Source organism: Flagellimonas sp. HMM57 (assembly GCF_021390175.1).
In the GTDB taxonomy this organism is placed as follows: domain Bacteria; phylum Bacteroidota; class Bacteroidia; order Flavobacteriales; family Flavobacteriaceae; genus Flagellimonas.
In genome coordinates, this window is the sequence record NZ_CP090004.1 from 736600 (window position 1) to 755221 (window position 18622).

At 37.8% G+C, this 18622-nt stretch carries 21 protein-coding genes; 9 read left to right on the plus strand and 12 right to left on the minus strand.

Going from position 1 to position 18622, the window contains the following annotated elements:
* Positions 1-13: 13 nt before the first annotated feature.
* Together rsmH and mraZ are read right to left on the minus strand one after the other, a co-directional pair.
* Positions 14-916 (minus strand): 16S rRNA (cytosine(1402)-N(4))-methyltransferase RsmH, encoded by a 903-nt coding sequence (rsmH, locus tag LV716_RS03245; protein ID WP_163417854.1) that lies wholly within the window; start codon positions 914-916, stop codon positions 14-16.
* Positions 909-1364 (minus strand): division/cell wall cluster transcriptional repressor MraZ, encoded by a 456-nt coding sequence (gene mraZ, locus LV716_RS03250; protein WP_163416360.1) that lies wholly within the window; start codon positions 1362-1364, stop codon positions 909-911. Before mraZ ends, rsmH begins: the two co-directional genes overlap by 8 nt.
* 267 nt (positions 1365-1631) lie before the next feature.
* On the opposite strand from mraZ, the gene LV716_RS03255 reads away from it, so the two are divergent.
* Both LV716_RS03255 and yihA read left to right on the plus strand, forming a co-directional pair.
* A complete protein-coding gene (locus LV716_RS03255; protein ID WP_163416361.1) occupies positions 1632-2396 on the plus strand; it encodes an alpha/beta fold hydrolase in 765 nt (254 codons plus the stop codon).
* A 242-nt stretch (positions 2397-2638) separates the two neighbouring features.
* The gene (yihA, locus tag LV716_RS03260; protein ID WP_163416362.1) at positions 2639-3256 is read left to right on the plus strand and encodes a ribosome biogenesis GTP-binding protein YihA/YsxC; all 618 of its coding nucleotides are present in this window, start codon (positions 2639-2641) and stop codon (positions 3254-3256) included.
* 26 nt (positions 3257-3282) lie between these two features.
* Here the strand turns inward: yihA and LV716_RS03265 are convergent, their stop codons facing one another.
* Positions 3283-3660 (minus strand): GTPase, encoded by a 378-nt coding sequence (locus LV716_RS03265; RefSeq protein WP_163416363.1) that lies wholly within the window; start codon positions 3658-3660, stop codon positions 3283-3285.
* 74 nt (positions 3661-3734) lie between these two features.
* Between LV716_RS03265 and LV716_RS03270 the strand changes: the two genes are divergently transcribed.
* Together LV716_RS03270 and LV716_RS03275 are read left to right on the plus strand one after the other, a co-directional pair.
* The gene (locus LV716_RS03270; protein WP_163416364.1) at positions 3735-5210 is read left to right on the plus strand and encodes a serine hydrolase domain-containing protein; all 1476 of its coding nucleotides are present in this window, start codon (positions 3735-3737) and stop codon (positions 5208-5210) included.
* 107 nt (positions 5211-5317) lie between these two features.
* Positions 5318-5815 (plus strand): hypothetical protein, encoded by a 498-nt coding sequence (locus LV716_RS03275; RefSeq protein ID WP_163416365.1) that lies wholly within the window; start codon positions 5318-5320, stop codon positions 5813-5815.
* A gap of 6 nt (positions 5816-5821) precedes the next feature.
* Here LV716_RS03275 and gldC read toward each other — a convergent pair whose 3' ends face one another.
* Both gldC and gldB read right to left on the minus strand, forming a co-directional pair.
* The gene (gene gldC, locus LV716_RS03280; protein ID WP_163416366.1) at positions 5822-6154 is read right to left on the minus strand and encodes a gliding motility protein GldC; all 333 of its coding nucleotides are present in this window, start codon (positions 6152-6154) and stop codon (positions 5822-5824) included.
* Positions 6155-7144 (minus strand): gliding motility lipoprotein GldB, encoded by a 990-nt coding sequence (gene gldB, locus LV716_RS03285; RefSeq protein ID WP_163416367.1) that lies wholly within the window; start codon positions 7142-7144, stop codon positions 6155-6157.
* Between the two features lie 66 nt (positions 7145-7210).
* Between gldB and nadE the strand changes: the two genes are divergently transcribed.
* Entirely contained in the window at positions 7211-7999 is a 789-nt protein-coding gene (gene nadE / locus LV716_RS03290; protein ID WP_163416368.1) for an NAD(+) synthase, read from the plus strand.
* Between the two features lie 155 nt (positions 8000-8154).
* On the plus strand, positions 8155-8784 hold the full coding sequence (locus LV716_RS03295) for a response regulator transcription factor (RefSeq protein ID WP_163416369.1): 630 nt from the start codon (positions 8155-8157) through the stop codon (positions 8782-8784).
* 53 nt (positions 8785-8837) lie between these two features.
* On the opposite strand, the gene dnaG is transcribed toward LV716_RS03295, so the two are convergent.
* Positions 8838-10811: a DNA primase gene (gene dnaG, locus LV716_RS03300; protein ID WP_163416370.1), complete on the minus strand. Its 1974-nt coding sequence runs from the start codon at positions 10809-10811 to the stop codon at positions 8838-8840.
* Between the two features lie 213 nt (positions 10812-11024).
* Between dnaG and LV716_RS03305 the strand changes: the two genes are divergently transcribed.
* Together LV716_RS03305 and LV716_RS03310 are read left to right on the plus strand one after the other, a co-directional pair.
* Positions 11025-11390 (plus strand): DUF805 domain-containing protein, encoded by a 366-nt coding sequence (locus LV716_RS03305; RefSeq protein ID WP_163416371.1) that lies wholly within the window; start codon positions 11025-11027, stop codon positions 11388-11390.
* Between the two features lie 59 nt (positions 11391-11449).
* On the plus strand, positions 11450-11818 hold the full coding sequence (locus LV716_RS03310) for a DUF805 domain-containing protein (RefSeq protein ID WP_163416372.1): 369 nt from the start codon (positions 11450-11452) through the stop codon (positions 11816-11818).
* 367 nt (positions 11819-12185) lie between these two features.
* On the opposite strand, the gene LV716_RS03315 is transcribed toward LV716_RS03310, so the two are convergent.
* From LV716_RS03315 to LV716_RS03330, 4 genes are all read right to left on the minus strand, one after another.
* On the minus strand, positions 12186-13256 hold the full coding sequence (locus LV716_RS03315; protein ID WP_163416373.1) for a hypothetical protein: 1071 nt from the start codon (positions 13254-13256) through the stop codon (positions 12186-12188).
* Between the two features lie 95 nt (positions 13257-13351).
* A complete protein-coding gene (locus LV716_RS03320; RefSeq protein WP_163416374.1) occupies positions 13352-14086 on the minus strand; it encodes a hypothetical protein in 735 nt (244 codons plus the stop codon).
* Positions 14087-14096: 10 nt separating this feature from the next.
* Entirely contained in the window at positions 14097-14666 is a 570-nt protein-coding gene (locus LV716_RS03325; RefSeq protein ID WP_163417855.1) for an RNA polymerase sigma factor, read from the minus strand.
* Between the two features lie 124 nt (positions 14667-14790).
* The gene (locus LV716_RS03330) at positions 14791-15768 is read right to left on the minus strand and encodes a polyprenyl synthetase family protein (protein ID WP_163416375.1); all 978 of its coding nucleotides are present in this window, start codon (positions 15766-15768) and stop codon (positions 14791-14793) included.
* Between the two features lie 100 nt (positions 15769-15868).
* Between LV716_RS03330 and LV716_RS03335 the strand changes: the two genes are divergently transcribed.
* The gene (locus LV716_RS03335) at positions 15869-16375 is read left to right on the plus strand and encodes a DOMON domain-containing protein (protein WP_163416376.1); all 507 of its coding nucleotides are present in this window, start codon (positions 15869-15871) and stop codon (positions 16373-16375) included.
* 3 nt (positions 16376-16378) lie between these two features.
* On the opposite strand, the gene rlmN is transcribed toward LV716_RS03335, so the two are convergent.
* Both rlmN and queA read right to left on the minus strand, forming a co-directional pair.
* Positions 16379-17419 carry a 23S rRNA (adenine(2503)-C(2))-methyltransferase RlmN gene (gene rlmN, locus LV716_RS03340; protein WP_163416377.1) on the minus strand — a complete coding sequence of 347 codons (1041 nt, stop codon included), beginning with the start codon at positions 17417-17419 and terminating at the stop codon, positions 16379-16381.
* A 79-nt stretch (positions 17420-17498) separates the two neighbouring features.
* Entirely contained in the window at positions 17499-18548 is a 1050-nt protein-coding gene (gene queA, locus LV716_RS03345) for a tRNA preQ1(34) S-adenosylmethionine ribosyltransferase-isomerase QueA (protein WP_163416378.1), read from the minus strand.
* Positions 18549-18622: the final 74 nt, after the last annotated feature.

Here is an 18622-nt window from a genome sequence, read left to right on the forward strand (position 1 = left end):
TCTTTTCAATAATCTATATCCGCTCCGCAATACGGAGTTTTGCACTTCTCGCCCTATTATTTTTGGCTACCTCATCTGCCGATGGAACAATTAACCCTGCTACTTTCTTTAGCGGCACATCAATATTTCCGTAAAAATCTTTCTCTGCCTCACCTTCAAACTTTCCAGCTCTTATGAATCGCTTCACCAATCTATCTTCCAAGGAATGGTAACTGATCAAACTCAATCTTCCACCTTTATCCAAAACTTCTGGTGTTTGTAACAAAAATGCTTTCAGTACTTCTATTTCTTGATTTACCTCAATCCTGATAGCCTGATATATTTGGGCTAAAATTTTGTTTTCTTTCATCTTTGGCAAAAAACGCCGCAATACCACTTTCAATTCATCGGTGGTCTTTATGGGGGTTTCTAGCCTAGTGTCAATAATCGTCTTTGCCATGGCATTTGCATTCCGCAATTCACCATATTGAAACAAAACTGATGCTAAATTTTCTTGGGAGTATGTATTCACCACTTTAAACGCGGACAACTCATTGGTTCGGTTCATTCGCATATCCAAATCCGCATTGAAACGGATAGAGAAACCACGTTCTGCTTCATCAAACTGGTGGGAAGAAACTCCAAAATCTGCCAAGATTCCATCAACTTTCCGAATGCCATAGAACTTTAAAAATTGTTTGAGAAACTGAAAATTCTGATGAATCAATTGAAACCTTTCATCTTCAATTGTGTTGGCCAACGCATCTTCATCTTGGTCAAATGCGAACAGCTTACCATCTTTTCCCAGTCTTTTCAATATCTCTTTGGAGTGCCCTCCACCGCCAAAGGTGACATCTACATAAACTCCATTTTCTTTTATGTTCAATCCGTCTACCGACTCTTTGAGCAATACCGGATTGTGATATGAGCTAGTCATCATCAGCAAAAATCTCTTCTGCCAAATCCGCATAGTCTTTTTCACTATCCGCCAAGACAGCCTCGTACTTGTCCTTGTTCCAAATTTCTATTTTATCAAAAACAGCATTTAGCACTACTTCTTTCCCAATCTCTGCATATTCCACAAGGTTTTTCGGTATCTGCAACCTCCCCGTATCACTATCTATACTTACTTCTTTCATCCCTGCAACAAAGTTTCTCACAAAGGCATCGTACTTTCTATTGATCTTACTTTTCTTAAGCACTTTTTGCATTAAAACATCAAACTCATTTTTTGGATAGAGTTCTAAGCACTGCTGAAAAACAGACCGCTTGATTACAAAACCTTCGTTCATTACGGGCAACAGCTGATTTTTCAAAGAGATGGGCAATATCACCCTTCCTTTGGCATCAGCTTTACAGTCATGTTGTCCTATAATATGTGTCACTAGAAATCAATTGGTTAGTAACTATAACTCAAATATATAGATTTTATTTCCACATTTCTCCACTTAAAAACACATTTGTTGATAAATTCTCCACTTTTGACTTGAAAAGTAAGTTTTTACCTTAAAAAATAGCCCAACTGCTCTTTTGGGTAGCGCAGCCAACTTTTGCAGACTTCATAAAATCCTGATTTTTTGACGAAACAAACCTAAAATCCGTGTGGTATGAATTGCCTATATTTGCCCCTCTTAGTACCAACTAACATTTAGATGGAAGAGCAAATAATTAAAGAGGGCAAATACCGATATATTGAAATAGGTGAAGGCACGCCCATGATAATATTACATGGTCTTATGGGGGGGTTGAGCAATTTCCAAGGCGTCTCTGAATACTTTCCATCCAAAGGGTACAAAGTCTTAATACCCGAGCTTCCGATTTACGATATGCCCATGCTAAAGACTACGGTAAAGAATTTTGCGAAATTTCTTGAGGGCTTTATTGAGTTTAAAGGATTGAAAGATGTAATTCTTCTCGGAAATTCTTTGGGCGGTCATATTGGCCTTTTACATACCAAAATGTTCCCAAATATGGTGAAGGCTTTGGTAATTACCGGAAGTTCAGGTCTTTATGAAAGTGCTATGGGTGATGGATATCCCAGAAGAGGCGATTATGAATTCATTAAAAAGAAAGCGCAGGACGTTTTCTATGACCCAGCTGTGGCAACAAAAGAGATTGTGGACGAAGTGTACGCTACCGTAAACGATCGTATGAAACTGGTGAAGACCCTTGCCATAGCCAAGAGCGCCATTAGACATAACATGTCCAAAGATTTACCCAAAATGCATACACCAGTATGTATAATCTGGGGCGAGAATGATACCGTAACCCCACCAGATGTAGCTAAAGAATTCCACGAATTATTACCAGATTCTGATTTATTCTGGATGAAAAAATGCGGTCATGCCCCTATGATGGAACATCCAGAGGATTTTAATAAAATTCTGGAAGCCTGGCTTGAGAAAAGGGAATTCTGATTGTAGATACGAGATATTAGATTTGAGATTTCAGTTCTCAAAAATTTCCCCTAAGCCATATAGATTACCAATAGTTGACCATTATTTAATTTAAAATCTTGAAATCCCGAGTTGACGCTTACCATATTTTAGTCGTCACTTTTTTACTTAAACCTGATATTTTTGTAGTGAAGTCTTTTGATATTAATCACAACTAGCAAAAACTCTAACATCTCAAATCTAACTTCTAAGCTCTTGTAACAATGAAAATATCTTCCGCCGAATTTGTAATGAGCAATTCCAATGTTGCAAAATGCCCAAATGAGCCATTGCCAGAATATGCCTTTATAGGCCGTTCCAATGTTGGAAAATCTTCTTTGATCAACATGTTAATGGAGCGTAAAAGTTTAGCAAAAACCTCTGGAAGACCTGGAAAGACACAACTCATAAATCACTTTAAAATAAATGGCAATTGGTTTTTGGTGGATTTACCGGGGTACGGGTATGCACGAGTGTCTAAAAAAGACAAAAAGGTTTTCCAGAAATACATCACCGAATATTTTGAAAAACGAAAACAGTTGGTTTGTGGTTTTGTATTGGTTGATATTAGACATGATCCCCAACCTGTAGACTTAGAATTTATGGAGTGGTTGGGCACACACCAAATTCCTTTTGCTATAATTTTTACTAAAGCAGATAAATTGAAGCCCAATACAATCGAAAAACAGACCAAGACCTACCTTCAAAAGTTATTGGACGGTCTTTGGGAAGAGGCCCCATCATATTTTGTAACATCTTCCACAAATCGCACAGGTAGAGAGGAATTGTTGGAGTATATAGACGACATCAATCAGCAATTTTTTAAAGCAACTTCAAAATAATTGTCCGCAATTAAAATTAGAAAAAATCAGGAATTTCGCTCTTTTAAAATTCGAATAAGGCCGTGAGCAGTTTTTAAGGTATTGAGTTCTTCTGCGGAAATTAGCACTTCAAGTCCATTTTGACCTTCAATCAAGACAATGGGAAAGGTAAATTTATACCCAAATTTAGAGGCGTACTTTTTAGTGAACTCATCTTTGTGCAAAAACACCATATTTTGCTGACTGTTCTGTCTAAATTTCTTCCATGTTCGGTTTTCCGAGACAACCCCATAGGTAATATCACATAATTTACAATCGTAGGTAGAGGGTTTAAAGACTTTGTGCATACTGTCCAAGATAGCATTGCGTGCCCCAGAATCAGAATTATAGATAAAAATGATTGTCGACGAAGATTTCTTTTTCATAGTGTCACAAAAATACTTTTGTTTTGTCATTATTCAATAAAATAGCTTTTGCAAACAACTAAATGATACTATAGATGAAGCCAATATCTTTATATATATCTATTCTTATTTTGCTGAATTGTTACGGCTCTGGCTTTGGGCAGTCCAAAGAAACCGTCCAATTTTCCAAGGAACTAAAAGAACTGCAAACGTACTTTCATATTCCCGGAATTGCTGTACTGGTAGAAAAAGATGGTGAAACCGTATATGAAGATTATCTTGGTTATGCCAATATTGAGAATAAAACCAAGGTAGATTCCACGACACTTTTCCCCATCGCCTCGTTGACCAAGATTTTTTCGGGAGTTCTGGTCTTTAAACTTGTTGAAGAGGGTAGATTATCTTTAAACGACCCTGTCAATAATTATCTCAACAAGAGATCATTCAACGACTCAATTCAGATAAAACATATCCTATCCCATACATCCCAAGGGAAAATAGGGAAGAACTTTTACTATAGTTATCGTTTTGGGGCACTCACCCCTGTTATCGAAAAAGCATCGGGCCAATCCTTCCAAGAATTTATGAGTTCCCAGATTTTCAACCCACTTGGTCTCAAAAACACTTCTCTTTTAAAGGATTCTCTTCAAATTGCACAGCACAAACTGGAAATTGCAACTCCTTATATTTTTGATGGCAATATTAAGCCGGGCTTTATTGATTTCGGTTATTCAACTTCAGCAGGAATTGTTTCCAATCTGAAGGATTTATTGATTTTCAGTAACGCTTTGGACAATAATCTTCTGATTTCTGAAGCTTCGAAGAAAACCATGTTCTCGACTCCTAATAAGCATCTACCCTATGGACACGGTATATTCAGTCAAGAGTTTGATGGAAGAAAAATACTTTGGGGCTACGGTCAGTATGATTGCTATTCCAGTTTACTTTTAAAAATTCCCGAGGAAAATCTGACCTTGATCTTACTTGCAAACAATAACTTAATAAGCGACCCTGCTCGATTGATATATGGGGACATAGGCACCTCATTATTTGCTTTGTCGTTTTTAAAGAACTATAGTTATGGACTAACACAAATACCATTATTGGAAGAGACCGAAACTCTTTATAAGAGTGATTTTATAGACTCTTTCTTTATACGGAAAAAATTTATGGCACAAGCGCTGTCCGAATCGTTCCTGTCTCGTTTTGATACTGTGCACATAAACAGTAGCGCACGCTTTTTGGAAAAAGTTTTTGAAAAATTTCCAGATTATCTACAGTATTCCGATTTGAATCTTCTCCATAACCTAAGCTTCCTTAAGGATGTATCATTCTATAAGGAAATGGGAGATTTTACCATGTTCGATGATAAAATAATTGCAATTTCGAACAAGCTATTGACACAAGATAAAAATAACCCGTATGCCAATATGTACTTAGCTACCTTTTATGATAGAAAAGGAAATATATCAAAAGCCAGATATCATTTTGAAGCCATTGCCAATGCAAAAAACTTTTCTCCATTTTGGTACACGGCCGAAGCCAATACATGGTTGAAAGAACACAAATGATATTGATGGACTTCAACAACTAAACTCAGCCGTACTATTAAAAACTACATCGTCTTATTCATTAATAGCCTTAGTTTGTATATTACGCTCGATAAAGAGAATAAGAAATGACCAACGAAACCGGACAATTCACACCAAGAGGCTTCATTAAAACACTAACCATTTTGCATTTGGCATTAATAGCAGGGCCAATTGCATTTGCATGCTTTGCTTACTTTCAAATACAAGATGTAGTAATTGATTTCACCAATACGGATGATTCTTTTCTTCTGATTATTCCCATTTTCGCAATAGGCGCAATTTCCATGGGAAACCTTGTTTATAAAAAACTTACTGCAGAAATTTCAAAAATAGCTGGACTTAAACAAAAACTAATGCGTTTTCAGACAGCATCGCTAATCAAGTTTGCATCAATAGAAGCACCCGCGCTTTTTTCGGTTGTTGTCTTCTATATGACGGGAAACATGGCTTTCTTATTGATAGCTGTTGTTTTAATCTTCTATTTTTTTACGCTAAGACCTACCAAAGTCAAAATTGAAAATTCATTAGCATTAAGGGGCGAGGAAAAAAGTCAATTCAATAAACTCGACCATCCCATTTCTTAGAGAACTTTATTTCAACTCTAGCTTTTCAGCAAAATAATCACAAAAATCTTTCATTGTTGCGGTCATCTTTTCATCTTGGGTAGCCTTCATGAAAGTATCGGCCATGGTAACCAAAGTTTGGTGGAAAAAGATTTTCATTTCATCGACCGGCATATCTTTGGTCCACAAATCTATCTTAAGGGATTCCTTGTTTTTACTGTCCCATACCGATAGCATCATTGCCTTTGCTTCTTCATTTTCTATCCCCCCGTCTTGGGCAGACCAGTTCAATTCTTCCGGTACTCTGTTTTCGTCAAGTCCTACAACTAATTTAATTTCTGATGTATGTTCTACTGCCATCTACTTTCTAGGTTTGTAATTTGATTTTTTAAAAATTTCATCTGGGTCCAGCTTTAAAAGTTGCGCTAAGCTTTTAGTATTCTTGTCCATAAAGGCACGTACAATCTGCCACCCTATGTATCTACCCAACCTTCCTGGAGATTCGCTATCCAATTCCAATTGAAATTTGGAAAATGGGGCCGGGTCTAAAAATTGTCTATCCAACTTAGCATCGGTACTATAAAGCAATTCACGCTCTACAAAATACCGCCAGATTTGTTCTTCGTTGGCCTTGGCCCATTGCATCTCATCTGTGGTATAGCCTATTTTTTGGGCATCAGAAATATTGGGAAGCAATTTGTCCTTAATATATAGTTCCTTACCATAATAAACCATTCTGGACAAGAAACTTCTATTTCTAGGATATTGCACTACTTTTTTGGAGAACGCACTAGCTATATCAGAAGTCAAGTATTGTTTGTCCAATCCAGCGGCAATATACTTTTGTATGCTTTTATAAAAATGATGGTCTTTTCCCAAGTAATTATCCAACCCCAATAACAACAATGTGTCCGTAAGAATTACTCTATTGTTATAACCAACATCCGAAGTAACCGTTACAACATTGGGTATCTCAAACTTTGGAAAATAATATTTAATATGTTGAAATAAAGACTCAAGGTCATCTGCTTCTTGTTCAAAATCTCCAAAAGCCTTATGCACTTCGTCTGATAGTTCCGTCTGTATGGTGTCTGATAATTTGGCAATCCATAAACTATCCGGAAACTGTTCGGGAAACAGGTAGGGATACTGTAATTTTAATCTGGGAATATCTTCTGGGCCGGCATTAGCAAACTCTCTATCGAATCTATTTACTTTTAAGTCAATAGCAATCTTAGAAATCTCTTCTGCTGTTTTATTTGTCTCTCCACAAGAGAAAAATGTTAGGATTATAAAGAAAAAAGAACAAGTAAATGCTGATAATCCAAAGTATTTTAACAACCTCTTCATTTTTAATACCGTAGCGTTTAAATTTACAGGGCACAAAGGTAATTTATACAATCTAAAAAAAATGCCATGAAAACTGAAAAGGTAATAACATATATTGTGGACTGGTTAAAGGACTACGCCACCAATGCAAATTGCAAGGGTTTTGTAATAGGTGTTTCCGGTGGGATAGATTCTGCGGTTACTTCTACACTTTGCGCCAAAACTGGACTGGAACTGCTTTGCCTGGAAATGCCCATACACCAAGGTGAAAAGCAAGTGACCCGGGCGGATAAACATATAGATTGGCTTATAGAAAATTTTCCCAGCGTTAAAAGACAACCCGTAAATCTCACTCCAGTGTTTGATGGTTTGGTCGCCGCCCTACCCAAAGTGGAAAATGAGGAAGAACGTTTTATGTCTTTGGCAAATACTCGTGCCAGATTACGTATGACAACATTATATTATTTTGCGGCACTGCGCGGTTACTTGGTTGCTGGAACTGGAAACAAGGTTGAAGATTTTGGTGTAGGATTTTATACCAAGTATGGCGACGGCGGAGTAGATTTGAGTCCTATTGCCGATTTACTAAAAACCGAGGTCTATGCTGTAGGAAATGTATTGGGAATCAATCAGGATATTATGGATGCAGCCCCAACAGATGGGCTCTGGGGCGATAGCAGGACAGATGAAGACCAGATAGGCGCTTCTTATCCAGAACTGGAATGGGCCATGGAAATGGACGAGCAGGGGAAAACAATTAAAGACTTTTCTGATAGGAAAAGAGAGGTCTTTGGTATATACAAAAAGTTGAATACCGCAAATAAACATAAGATGATTCCCATACCTATTTGTACCATACCAAGTGACTTAAAATGACCATTCAACGCAAAAAACCCAGTCTAAGACGAAAAAAAACCTAGAAATTCTAAGGTTTTAAGAAAAAAATCACAGTTTTACACTCTCAAATCATTAACTTGCCTCGTCGCGCCAAGTAAGTAATTAAGTACTAAACAAAGTAAAAATCAAATCAAATGATCAAAGTAATAATCGCTGACAATCATCCAATAGTTAGACTTGGCATTAAACAAGTCCTAGAAACCAGTTCAGATATTGAGGTTATTGCCGATGTTTCCGATACTTCGGAACTGTTTGAAACATTGGAGAAAGTCAGCCCAGATGTAGTAATCCTAGAGATGGATATTCCAGAAATAAATGGTATTGCTGCTCTTAGAAAACTAAAACAAGAATTTCCTAACGTTAAATCCTTAATGTTCAGTGGACAGTCAGAAGATGTGTATGCATTAAGCACCATACGTGCAGGAGCATTTGGTTACCTATCCAAAACAGCGGACATCGATTATCTAGTGTCAGCAGTAAAAAAAGTAGCTGAAGGCAGCATGTTCATAACCAACGAATTGGCGCAACGTCTAGCATTTGATGAAGGTACACAGAAGCCAAGAAGATTCTTCAGGAAATTATCCTCTAGAGAGGTTGAAGTGTTAAAACTTTTAGCGAGCGGAAAAAGAAACAAAGAAGTAGCCGAAGGTCTAAATTTGAATGAAAAGACCGTTAGTACGTACAAGGCGCGTTTAATGAAAAAATTGAACGTAGATAATCTGGTCGACTTATTACAACAAGCAAAAGCTTTGGAATTATATTAAATAACCAACGCAAACTGAAGAAAATCCCGAGCATTTAGTTGTTTGGGATTTTTTTATGATAGGACACGATTCAATTTGGCATTCAACAATTTGTTCAACTGCAAGTAGTTCACAATTTCTTCGAGGACTTCAGAATTATCCTCTATACTTCCTTCGGTGCGTTCTTGTAGTTTCTGAATTCTGTTTTTTATCAAATAGCAACGAAGCGTAAGAATGGTCTCTCCTACCAATTGTGCAACACCTTGCCCTTTACCTTTGGGATAGATATCTTTTCGTGCCCAATCATCCAGTTTATACTTTTCCTCTTCCATTAAAATCGAGGAAACCTCGCTTACCATTTCTTGGTCCAGACTAGACAAAAAGGTGTTTACAGTAAACTCTTCTGTCTCATTTAAATTCTCAATGAGTCTATAATAAATACTTCTGAACTGTTCGTTCGTTAGTTCAATCTCGTCTTCTTGAAGATCTAAATACACCTTTTCATAAACTTTGGCCTCCGTAATCTCGGGTTCCAATACCAAGTCTCCTTTTTCATTCTCTTTAAGTACCAAATCTTCAAACTCTTGTTGCTGACTTCCATAAAGAAGAAGCATTTCAATGATTTTTCGTTCCAGTTCATATTGAACGTCCACTCGCTCTACGACTTGGTCATTTTTTACGACTTCAAAGGCCTTTTGCTCTTGTTTTAGTTTTTTGTTGGCATCGGCAACTCCTTTTTTATCAATTTGAGCGAGTGTATTGTACAGTACATCTTCAGAAATCTGCATTATTTTAGCACATTCTTGAATGTAGATTTCTTTTTTTATTTGGTCTGGTATCTTGCTGATGCTATTTACAATATCCCTGACGGTATCAGCACGTTTTATTGGGTCATTAGCAGCTTCTTCTGCCAATAGCGAGGTTTTGAACTGGATAAAATCCTTTGCGTTCTCTTCCAGATAAAGTACCAAGTCCTCATACGTATTGTTTTTGGCAAAACTATCAGGGTCTTCGCCTTCCGGAAAGGTACAGACCTTTACGTTCATCCCCTGTTCCAGAATTAAGTCAATTCCCCTAAGTGAAGCACGCAAACCAGCTGCATCACCATCAAAAAGTACTGTAATATTTTTAGTAAGCCTGTTTATCAACCTAATCTGTTCTGGTGTCAATGCCGTACCACTAGAAGCCACTACGTTTTCGACCCCACGTTGGTACAACTGTATGACATCCGTATATCCCTCAACAAGAAAGCAGTTGTCTTCTTTGGCAATAGCCTGTTTGGCAAAGTAGATACCATAAAGCACTTTGCTCTTGTGATAGATATCGCTCTCTGGAGAGTTTAAATATTTAGCTGCTTTTTTATCATTGGTCAGAATTCGTCCGCCAAAGCCCAATACTCGTCCACTCATGGAATGTATGGGAAACAGTACACGTCCTTTAAAACGGTCGAACTTTCTGGATTCACCACCTGTTTGTTCTTTAACAATGGTCAGACCCGTCTTTTCCAAAAACTCCAGCTGATATCCTTTATCCAATGCTGTTTTGGTAAATGCATCCCATTCATCCAAACCATATCCCAGACCAAATTTCTTTATGGTTTCATCTGTAAATCCCCGTTCTTTAAAATAGGTCAGTCCAATTGCTTTGCCTGGTTGAGATTCCCAAAGGGTTTCCGAGAAATATTTTTGGGCATATTCAGAAACCAGATACATACTTTCCCTTTCATTGGCTTGCTCTTTCTGCTCATTGGTCTGCTCGGTCTCCTCAATTTCTATATTGTACTTTTTGGCGAGATACTTTATTGCTTCGGGGTAGGTAAAGTGTTCGTGTTCCATTAAAAAGGCCACCACATTACCGCCTTTCCCACTGCTGAAGTCCTTCCAAATCTGTTTAACGGGAGATACCATAAAACTTGGGGTTCGTTCATCGGAAAAAGGACTCAATCCCTTAAAGTTGGAGCCCGCTTTCTTTAATTGTACAAAATCCCCGATCACCTCCTCTAAACGAGCAGTTTCATATACTTGATCTATGGTGGACTTGGAAATCAATGCTTGAAATTAATTAGCCAGTAAAGGTAGCGAAAAAACAAAATTCTAACTCAAAAGCATCATCCGTCAACTGAAAAGGGGCATCCATCAAAACAACTCCTTGGATTTGAATGGATTGAACTACCTTTTTCATGAAAATTGGAGTCCAGAAACCAAAAAACGGGGCGGAACCGAAAAGCCATATGAGTAGGACAACCAACCAAATACACAGATATGAAATGGTATCTAAAAGTACTGAAACAATATGCAGATTTTAAAGGAAGAGCAAGAAGAAAGGAATATTGGATGTTTACCCTGTTCAATATAATTTTTGGCGGAATAGCCATGGCTTTGGATAATGTAACCGGTCTGGCAAAAATGGGAATTGGTCCAATCTATGGCCTATATGCCCTTGCCATGCTTATACCCAGCATTGCCGTTATCGTAAGACGCATGCATGATATTGGAAAAAAAGGATCTATGCTCTTCGTGGCGTTGATTCCCGCAATTGGATCGCTTTGGTTGCTTATCCTTTTGGTAAAGGATGGTGAGCCCACTGAAAACGATTATGGGATCAATCCTAAACTGGCAACTGCTTAATTGATTCATGCATCAACCTCTCTCCCTCCTTTTGCAACACAACCCTAAAACATCAGGAAATGGAATGGTATTTACAAGTTCTAAAAAACTACGCCAATTTTAAAGGTAGGGCCCGTAGGGCAGAATATTGGATGTTTACTTTGTTCTGCTTGTTCTTCAGCCTGTTTGCAATTGCATTGGACAACGTTTTTGAGATTACCATTGCAAATATCGGTTTTGGCCCACTTTATACAGTATATGCCCTAGTGGTTTTTCTCCCTGCCCTTTCAGCCACGGTAAGGCGTTTACATGATGTTGGCAAAAGTGGTTGGACCCTTCTAATCCTATTTATTCCTATTGTTGGGGTACTTTGGGTTTTTATCCAGCTTATCGAAAACGGCACTATGGAAGAAAATCAATATGGTCCATGTCCTAAAAAAGATGTTTAAACCATCAAATACTTTCTAGTGCCCAAATAATTTGGAAAAGTAGTAGTTTCATTTAAAAATAAGATAATACCCTTCTTCGGAACCAGACTGGTAAAAAAAGTAAATACCTAATGGGAGTAAGCTGCCCACATTGTAGCCAATACAGAACCGTGACTTCTGTTTTCCAAACAACTACTTCCATTTGTTCTGGGTCTTCCTATTAAACTAGGCGCTAACGGTTTTGCCGAATGTTCCTATTGTAAAAGAGGATTTTATAAAGAAGTGTTTACCCCTGAAATGGAAAGGGCATTATCATGATTTGGTAAGATCAATAAGAGCACAGCCATGATACATAGTATTCTCGACTGCGCTCGAACTGATATTTTGGCTAGAGGTCGAACCGAAGGCCCAAAGAAATATTGTTCTGCTCTACCTGTGCGTCCTTAAATATGGGGTTTAAATCGTATTTCGCATACAAATGCATCTCTCCAAAACCAATATATGCACTTAATCCATAAATCAAATCACTGGTATTGTAGTCTCTTTTAAGCTTGTCTTTGACGTCTTCTCCGTTTCTGGTATATTTTAATTTCTGCCGTGTGCCCAGATTGAATCCTCCATAACCTCCAATACCTATACGAAATTTATTTTCAATAGAGTATCGAATACTTTTCTCTGTCTTGCGAAAACGTGAAGGACCAAATTCAAAATGAACGGGAAATACGAGATTGTCCATCCGCAACTTGGATTTATCCAGTTCAAATTCGAACTCTTCCAACGTGACCTGATTCCCCTCTTGGACAAAAACTTGATTATTATCGGGTTTTAATCCATTAAATTGAAATGAGAAACCATAGTGAAAACGCAACCAATTGGACCTTGAAAAAACCCGGGTCCGCCATTGCCATCCCATTTCAAAAAATCGACTGCCGCCAATTTTATAGGGAGAATCATTCAAGGACTGCCCTTCGATTATAGCATTGTTGAGGCCTATGGCAAAAACAAAATCCGAATACGTCTTACGGTCGTATTTGATATCTTTTTTCCATTTTCGAGAGTTGAACAAAAAAGCTGGTTCACCATCAATATTTATAGAAATACCAACTCTATCTCCATCAATGGAATCCATCTCTATTGCTGTTAGCGTATTACCTTCATTGCGTTCTAAAAGTAGAATTTGATTGTTTACGATACTAAGCCTGTTCTCGATATTCAGCGCTCTCTTTTTGGCAGCTGCTTCTTTTAAGGTCTTTGCCTCGCTATTACTGATATCCCCTTTTTTTAGGCGTTTATTGATTTCCTCAACTTCAAACTTCAGTGCTTCTTTTTCCTGTAACGTAATTTTTTCTTTCCGTGCTTTTAAGGCTTCAATTTTTAATTCATAAAATTCTTGCCCAAAAGCGTGCTGCGAGAGAAGTGCCAGTAATAATGCAGCTAAATACAGTGTAATTGTTCTCATGATTGTTTGATTGATTTTAGCACCCTTCTAACCTCCCCTTTCAATATTGAGCTGAAAGGGGAACACTAGAAAAGGTCTCTTGATTGATGAATATTTTAATTGTTCCTATCGGCGACCGCGGTACGTAATTTAAAGTAACCTTCCTTGAGCGCATCAAAAATTTGGTCTCTAAATGTACCATCCAGCTCATCTTCCACTTCGGTGAGCAAAGCTATGGCATCAACGGTTCCGTCTTCTGTAAATAGTTGTTCTGAAAGAATCTGTCTTTGTGCCGTTCTTAAAAGTGAGTCAATTTCTTCATCACTGACTTCAGTATTTACAGTTTCCAGATATGCCACACGATCAACAACCTCGTTCACTTTTTGTGCAATCAAACCGTTCGATTTTTCTAAAAAACTATCCTGCAAGGTTTTTGGCAAAGTTTCCTCTACTAGCTTCACTTGTTCAGAAGCTACGTTTATTTCTGCCTGTTCTGATAATTGTTGATCTTTCCTTTTGTCTTTGTCACTAACAGCTATGGCATCGGGCTTTTCCAATTGGATTTCCTGTAACCCATTGTTTTCATTTTGAGAAGGAACAACCATTTCTTTGGCATTGGTCTCATTTACCACTTGATTTGGATACTGCTCTGGTTTTTCCGAATTAAAAAAGAACAATGACGCCAAGACAATACCAACCAAACTTGCAGCAACGGCATATGGGTACCATACTTTTCGCTTCACTTTTTTGTTAATGGTCAACTGCGTAGAAATTTTATCCCATGCGTCTGGTGAAGGAGAGATTTTCCGCTCCTCTAATTTTTCTTTGATATGTTTTTCCAATTTACTCATAACCTTTTCTTTAATCTCCAGATTTGGTTCTAGAGGGTATCCCTTTTAGGGTCAAAACTTCTTGAAGCATCTTTCTGGCCTTGAACAACTGCGATTTGGAAGTGCCCACACTAATGCCCAACATTTCCGAAATCTCATGATGTTTGTACCCTTCTATGGCATTCAATAAAAAGACCATTCTATAGCCTTCAGGGAGTTTATCTATCAATTGTTGCACATATTCAACATCCAGAAGAGAGGTATCGCTATCCTGTTCTTGATCTTTTTGTTCATAAACCTCATCATCATAAACCACAAATTGTCTTTTACGTAAGTAGGAAATACTTTCCCTAACCATGATTTTTCTAATCCAACCCTCAAAGCTTCCTTTATGTTGAAAAGAATCCAGATTTTGAAAGACTTTTACAAATCCTTTGATCATGGTATCTTCGGCAAATTGTAGGTCCTTAATATACTGTCTACAAATACCCAACATTTTTGGCGCATGTTTATCGTACATAAACTTTTGTGCTTGTGGGTTTCCAGCACTTGCTTTCTTTATCAAAAGCTTTTCATCAGTATACAAAGAGATAATCTTCAAATGTGTTCTCGGTTTGTTTTCTATAAAGATAGACGCACCGTTTTTTAAAAAGGTTGCCCCCATAGTGCATTTTTTTTTGAAATATTCAAAACCAAGTTATAGCAACATGAAGTAAAACAGCATTTTACTTATCGCGATCCACGACATAATTGACCATAAGGGTCAATGCACTTTTAAATTCAGAATCTGGATACTTATCCAATAGAGCCAGAGCTTCGTCTTTAAAGGAAAGCATTTTTGTTACGGCATAATCCAATCCGCCTTTGTATTTCACATAGGCAATTACTTCCTTGACTCTTTTTTTATCCTTATTATGGTTTTTAATGGAATTGACCAGCCAGCGTTTTTTGGTTTCATCGCTATTGTTCAAGGCATAAATCAAAGGAAGCGTCATTTTTTGCTCCTTAATATCTATACCTGTCGGTTTTCCTATTTTTTCCGCACCATAATCAAAGAGATCGTCCTTAATTTGGAATGCCATACCACAAAGCTCCCCAAACTTTCTAAAAGTCTCTACATGCTCGGAATCTGGTTTTACGGAACAGGCTCCCATACTACAGCATGCAGCGATTAAGGTAGCTGTTTTTTGACGGATGATTTCATAGTAGACCTCCTCGGTAATATCTAAAAGCCGGGCTTTTTCAATCTGAAGCAATTCTCCTTCGCTCATATCCCTGACCGCATTGGAAATGATATGCAAAAGATCGTAGTCCTTATTTTCCAACGCTACCAAAACACCTTTGGAAAAGAGAAAGTCACCGACCAAAACCGCAATTTTGTTTTTCCAAAGTGCATTTATCGAAAAGAATCCTCTTCTTTTATGGCTATCATCTACGACATCATCATGAACAAGACTCGCAGTATGTATAAGCTCAATGATGGACGCACCACAATATGTTCTATCGTTTACGGTCCCTTCATTGATTAATTTGGCGGTCAGGAACACGAACATAGGTCGCATCTGTTTCCCTTTCCTATTTACAATGTAGTATGTAATTCGATTGAACAAAGCCACTTTGGAAGACATGGACTTCAAGAACTTTTCTTCGAAAAGCTCCATTTCCTGTTCAATCGGTTCCCTAATTTGTGAAACTACTTTCATGCTGCCTTCAAAGATACTTATCCGATTCTTTTAACGGGTTGTTATGAGCAAAATTATTATATCGTTTATAGCTTAGATAAACCATAAATTACAGTGAACAATGAAGTATCTTTTTTTGAAATTCGTCATCCTCTTTTTTTTATCCGATTATTGTGTGCTCGCACAAAACCAAAAAAGACATGTAAAGGTAGAACAGATGACTATTTCATGGGAGTTTGAAAAAGACAATATCTTGTTTACCGCATCGGCTCCAGATGATGGTTGGGTGGCACTCGGCTTCAACACAGAAGATGATATCGTTGGAAGTAACCTTATTATGGTAAATGTGAAAAACAATGGGGCAAAGGCTGAAGATTTTTATGTGGTAAGCGCTGGTAATCCAAAACTGGTAACATTGCTTGGTTCGGAATCACAAATAATCGAAAAATCTGGATTTGAAATCGATGGAAAAACAACGGTCAAGTTTACATTACCCGTGAAAGCATTCGACAAATACCATCAAAACCTAAAGAAAGGTGATACAATATGGTTGATTTGTGCCTATAGCATGGAAGATGAATTTGACCACCATTCACGAATGCGAAAACACATTAAGGTAACACTTTAAAAGTTAACTTTTATTCGCCAATTGGCCGCAAGCGGCATCAATATCCTTACCACGAGATCTTCTTACCGTAACGGTTATGCCATTCCTTTCTAAAGTGTCTTTGTACATATTTATTGCGGTATTGGAAGCTTGTTGAAATTCACCATCATATATGGGATTGTACTCTATCAAATTAACTTTTGAGGGCGCAAACTTGCAAAATCTTACCAAAGCATCCGCTGCTTCTTTTGTATCGTTGATACCCTCCCAGACCACATACTCGTAAGTTATCCTATTTTTTGTCTTGCTGTACCAATATTCCAAAGATTCTCTCAAATCTTTTAATGGAAAAGTAGCATTGAACGGCATTATGGACGTACGAACCTCATCTATTGCCGAATGCAACGAAACGGCCAAACCAAATTTAACTTCTTCGTCCGCCATTTTCTTTATCATTTTGGGAACTCCAGAAGTTGAAACAATGATTCGCTTTGGCGACATTCCCAATCCTTCTGGTGACGTTATTTTTTCAATGGCCTTAAGCACATTATTATAATTCATCAAGGGTTCTCCCATACCCATGAAAACAATGTTGCTAAGTGGTCTATCAAAATACAATCGGCTTTCATTATCGATTGCGACCACCTGATCATAGATTTCATCGGGATTTAAGTTCCGCATTCGTTTTAAACGGGAGGTGGCACAAAACCTACAGTCTAAACTACACCCTACCTGACTTGACACGCAGGCAGTAGTTCTGGTATCTGTAGGAATTAGAACGGACTCCACCACTAAATCGTCGTGAAGCCTTACGGCATTTTTGATCGTTCCATCTGAACTTCGCTGCATTTGATCGACCTTGATATGGTTGATCACAAAATTCTCTACCAGCATGCCACGGGTTTCCTTAGAGATATTGGTCATGGCATCAAAAGAATGGGCGGACTTTTGCCACAACCACTCGTACACCTGATTGCCCCTAAAAGCTTTTTCCCCTTGATTCACAAAGAAATCACGTAATTGCTCCTTGGTCAGTGCCCGTATGTCTTTTTTTTGGGTTTTCACAACTTAAAGATAGTGAAGAAAAAATCCCACCTGTTCATGATTGTTAAACAAGCGGGATCATTTGAAGTTCTTATAGTTCTTAAAGAATCAACATGGCATCTCCGTAGGAATAAAAACGGTAGCCTTCCAATATTGCTTGTTTGTACGCTTTTTTCATGAGGTCATGTCCCGTAAATGCAGATATCATCATTAACAATGTGGACTTTGGCAAATGGAAATTGGTCACCATGCAATTGGCAATGCTGAAATCATAAGGAGGAAATATAAATTTATTCGTCCATCCTTCAAATGTATTTAATTGATGATCTGATGAAACAGCACTCTCCAATCCTCGCATTACCGTAGTTCCCACGGCACAGATACGCTTTTTGTTTTTCTTTGCATTGTTGATGATTTCCGTCGCCTTCTCATCGATCACCAGTTCTTCGCTATCCATTTTATGTTTGGATAGATCTTCTACTTCGACAGGGTTGAATGTTCCCAATCCAACGTGCAAGGTTACTTCTGCAAAATCGACACCTTTAATCTCCAATCTTTTGAGCAAGTGTTTGGAAAAGTGCAGTCCTGCCGTTGGTGCTGCAACCGCGCCTTCATGTTTAGCGTAGATAGTTTGATATCTTTTTTCATCTTCTGGCTCAACGTCTCGCTTAATATATTTTGGAAGCGGTGTTTCGCCCAATTCACGCAGTTTTCTTCTAAAATCCGTGTAGGAACCATCATAAAGAAAACGCAATGTTCTTCCTCTAGAAGTAGTGTTATCTATAACTTCAGCTACCAAACTTTCATCGTCACCAAAATAAAGCTTGTTCCCTATTCGTATTTTTCTGGCTGGATCCACCAAAACATCCCAAAGACGTTGCTCTTGATTGAGTTCGCGCAATAAAAAAACTTCGATACGCGCACCTGTTTTTTCTTTGTTCCCGTACAGTCTGGCAGGAAATACCTTGGTATTGTTCAGTGCCATCACATCACCTTCATCGAAATAATCAATAAGATCCTTGAACATCTTATGCTCAATTTTTCCAGTTTCTCTGTGAATCACCATTAATTTGGATTCATCCCTGTTTTCTGCAGGATATTCTGCCAATAGTTCTTTTGGTAATTCAAAGTTGAAGTTTGATAATTTCATGTACTGTTGTTTTGGATTTTTAAAGAGGGCAAATATACAATCTCAACATAGGGGATGTCAAGTAATTTGTTGAT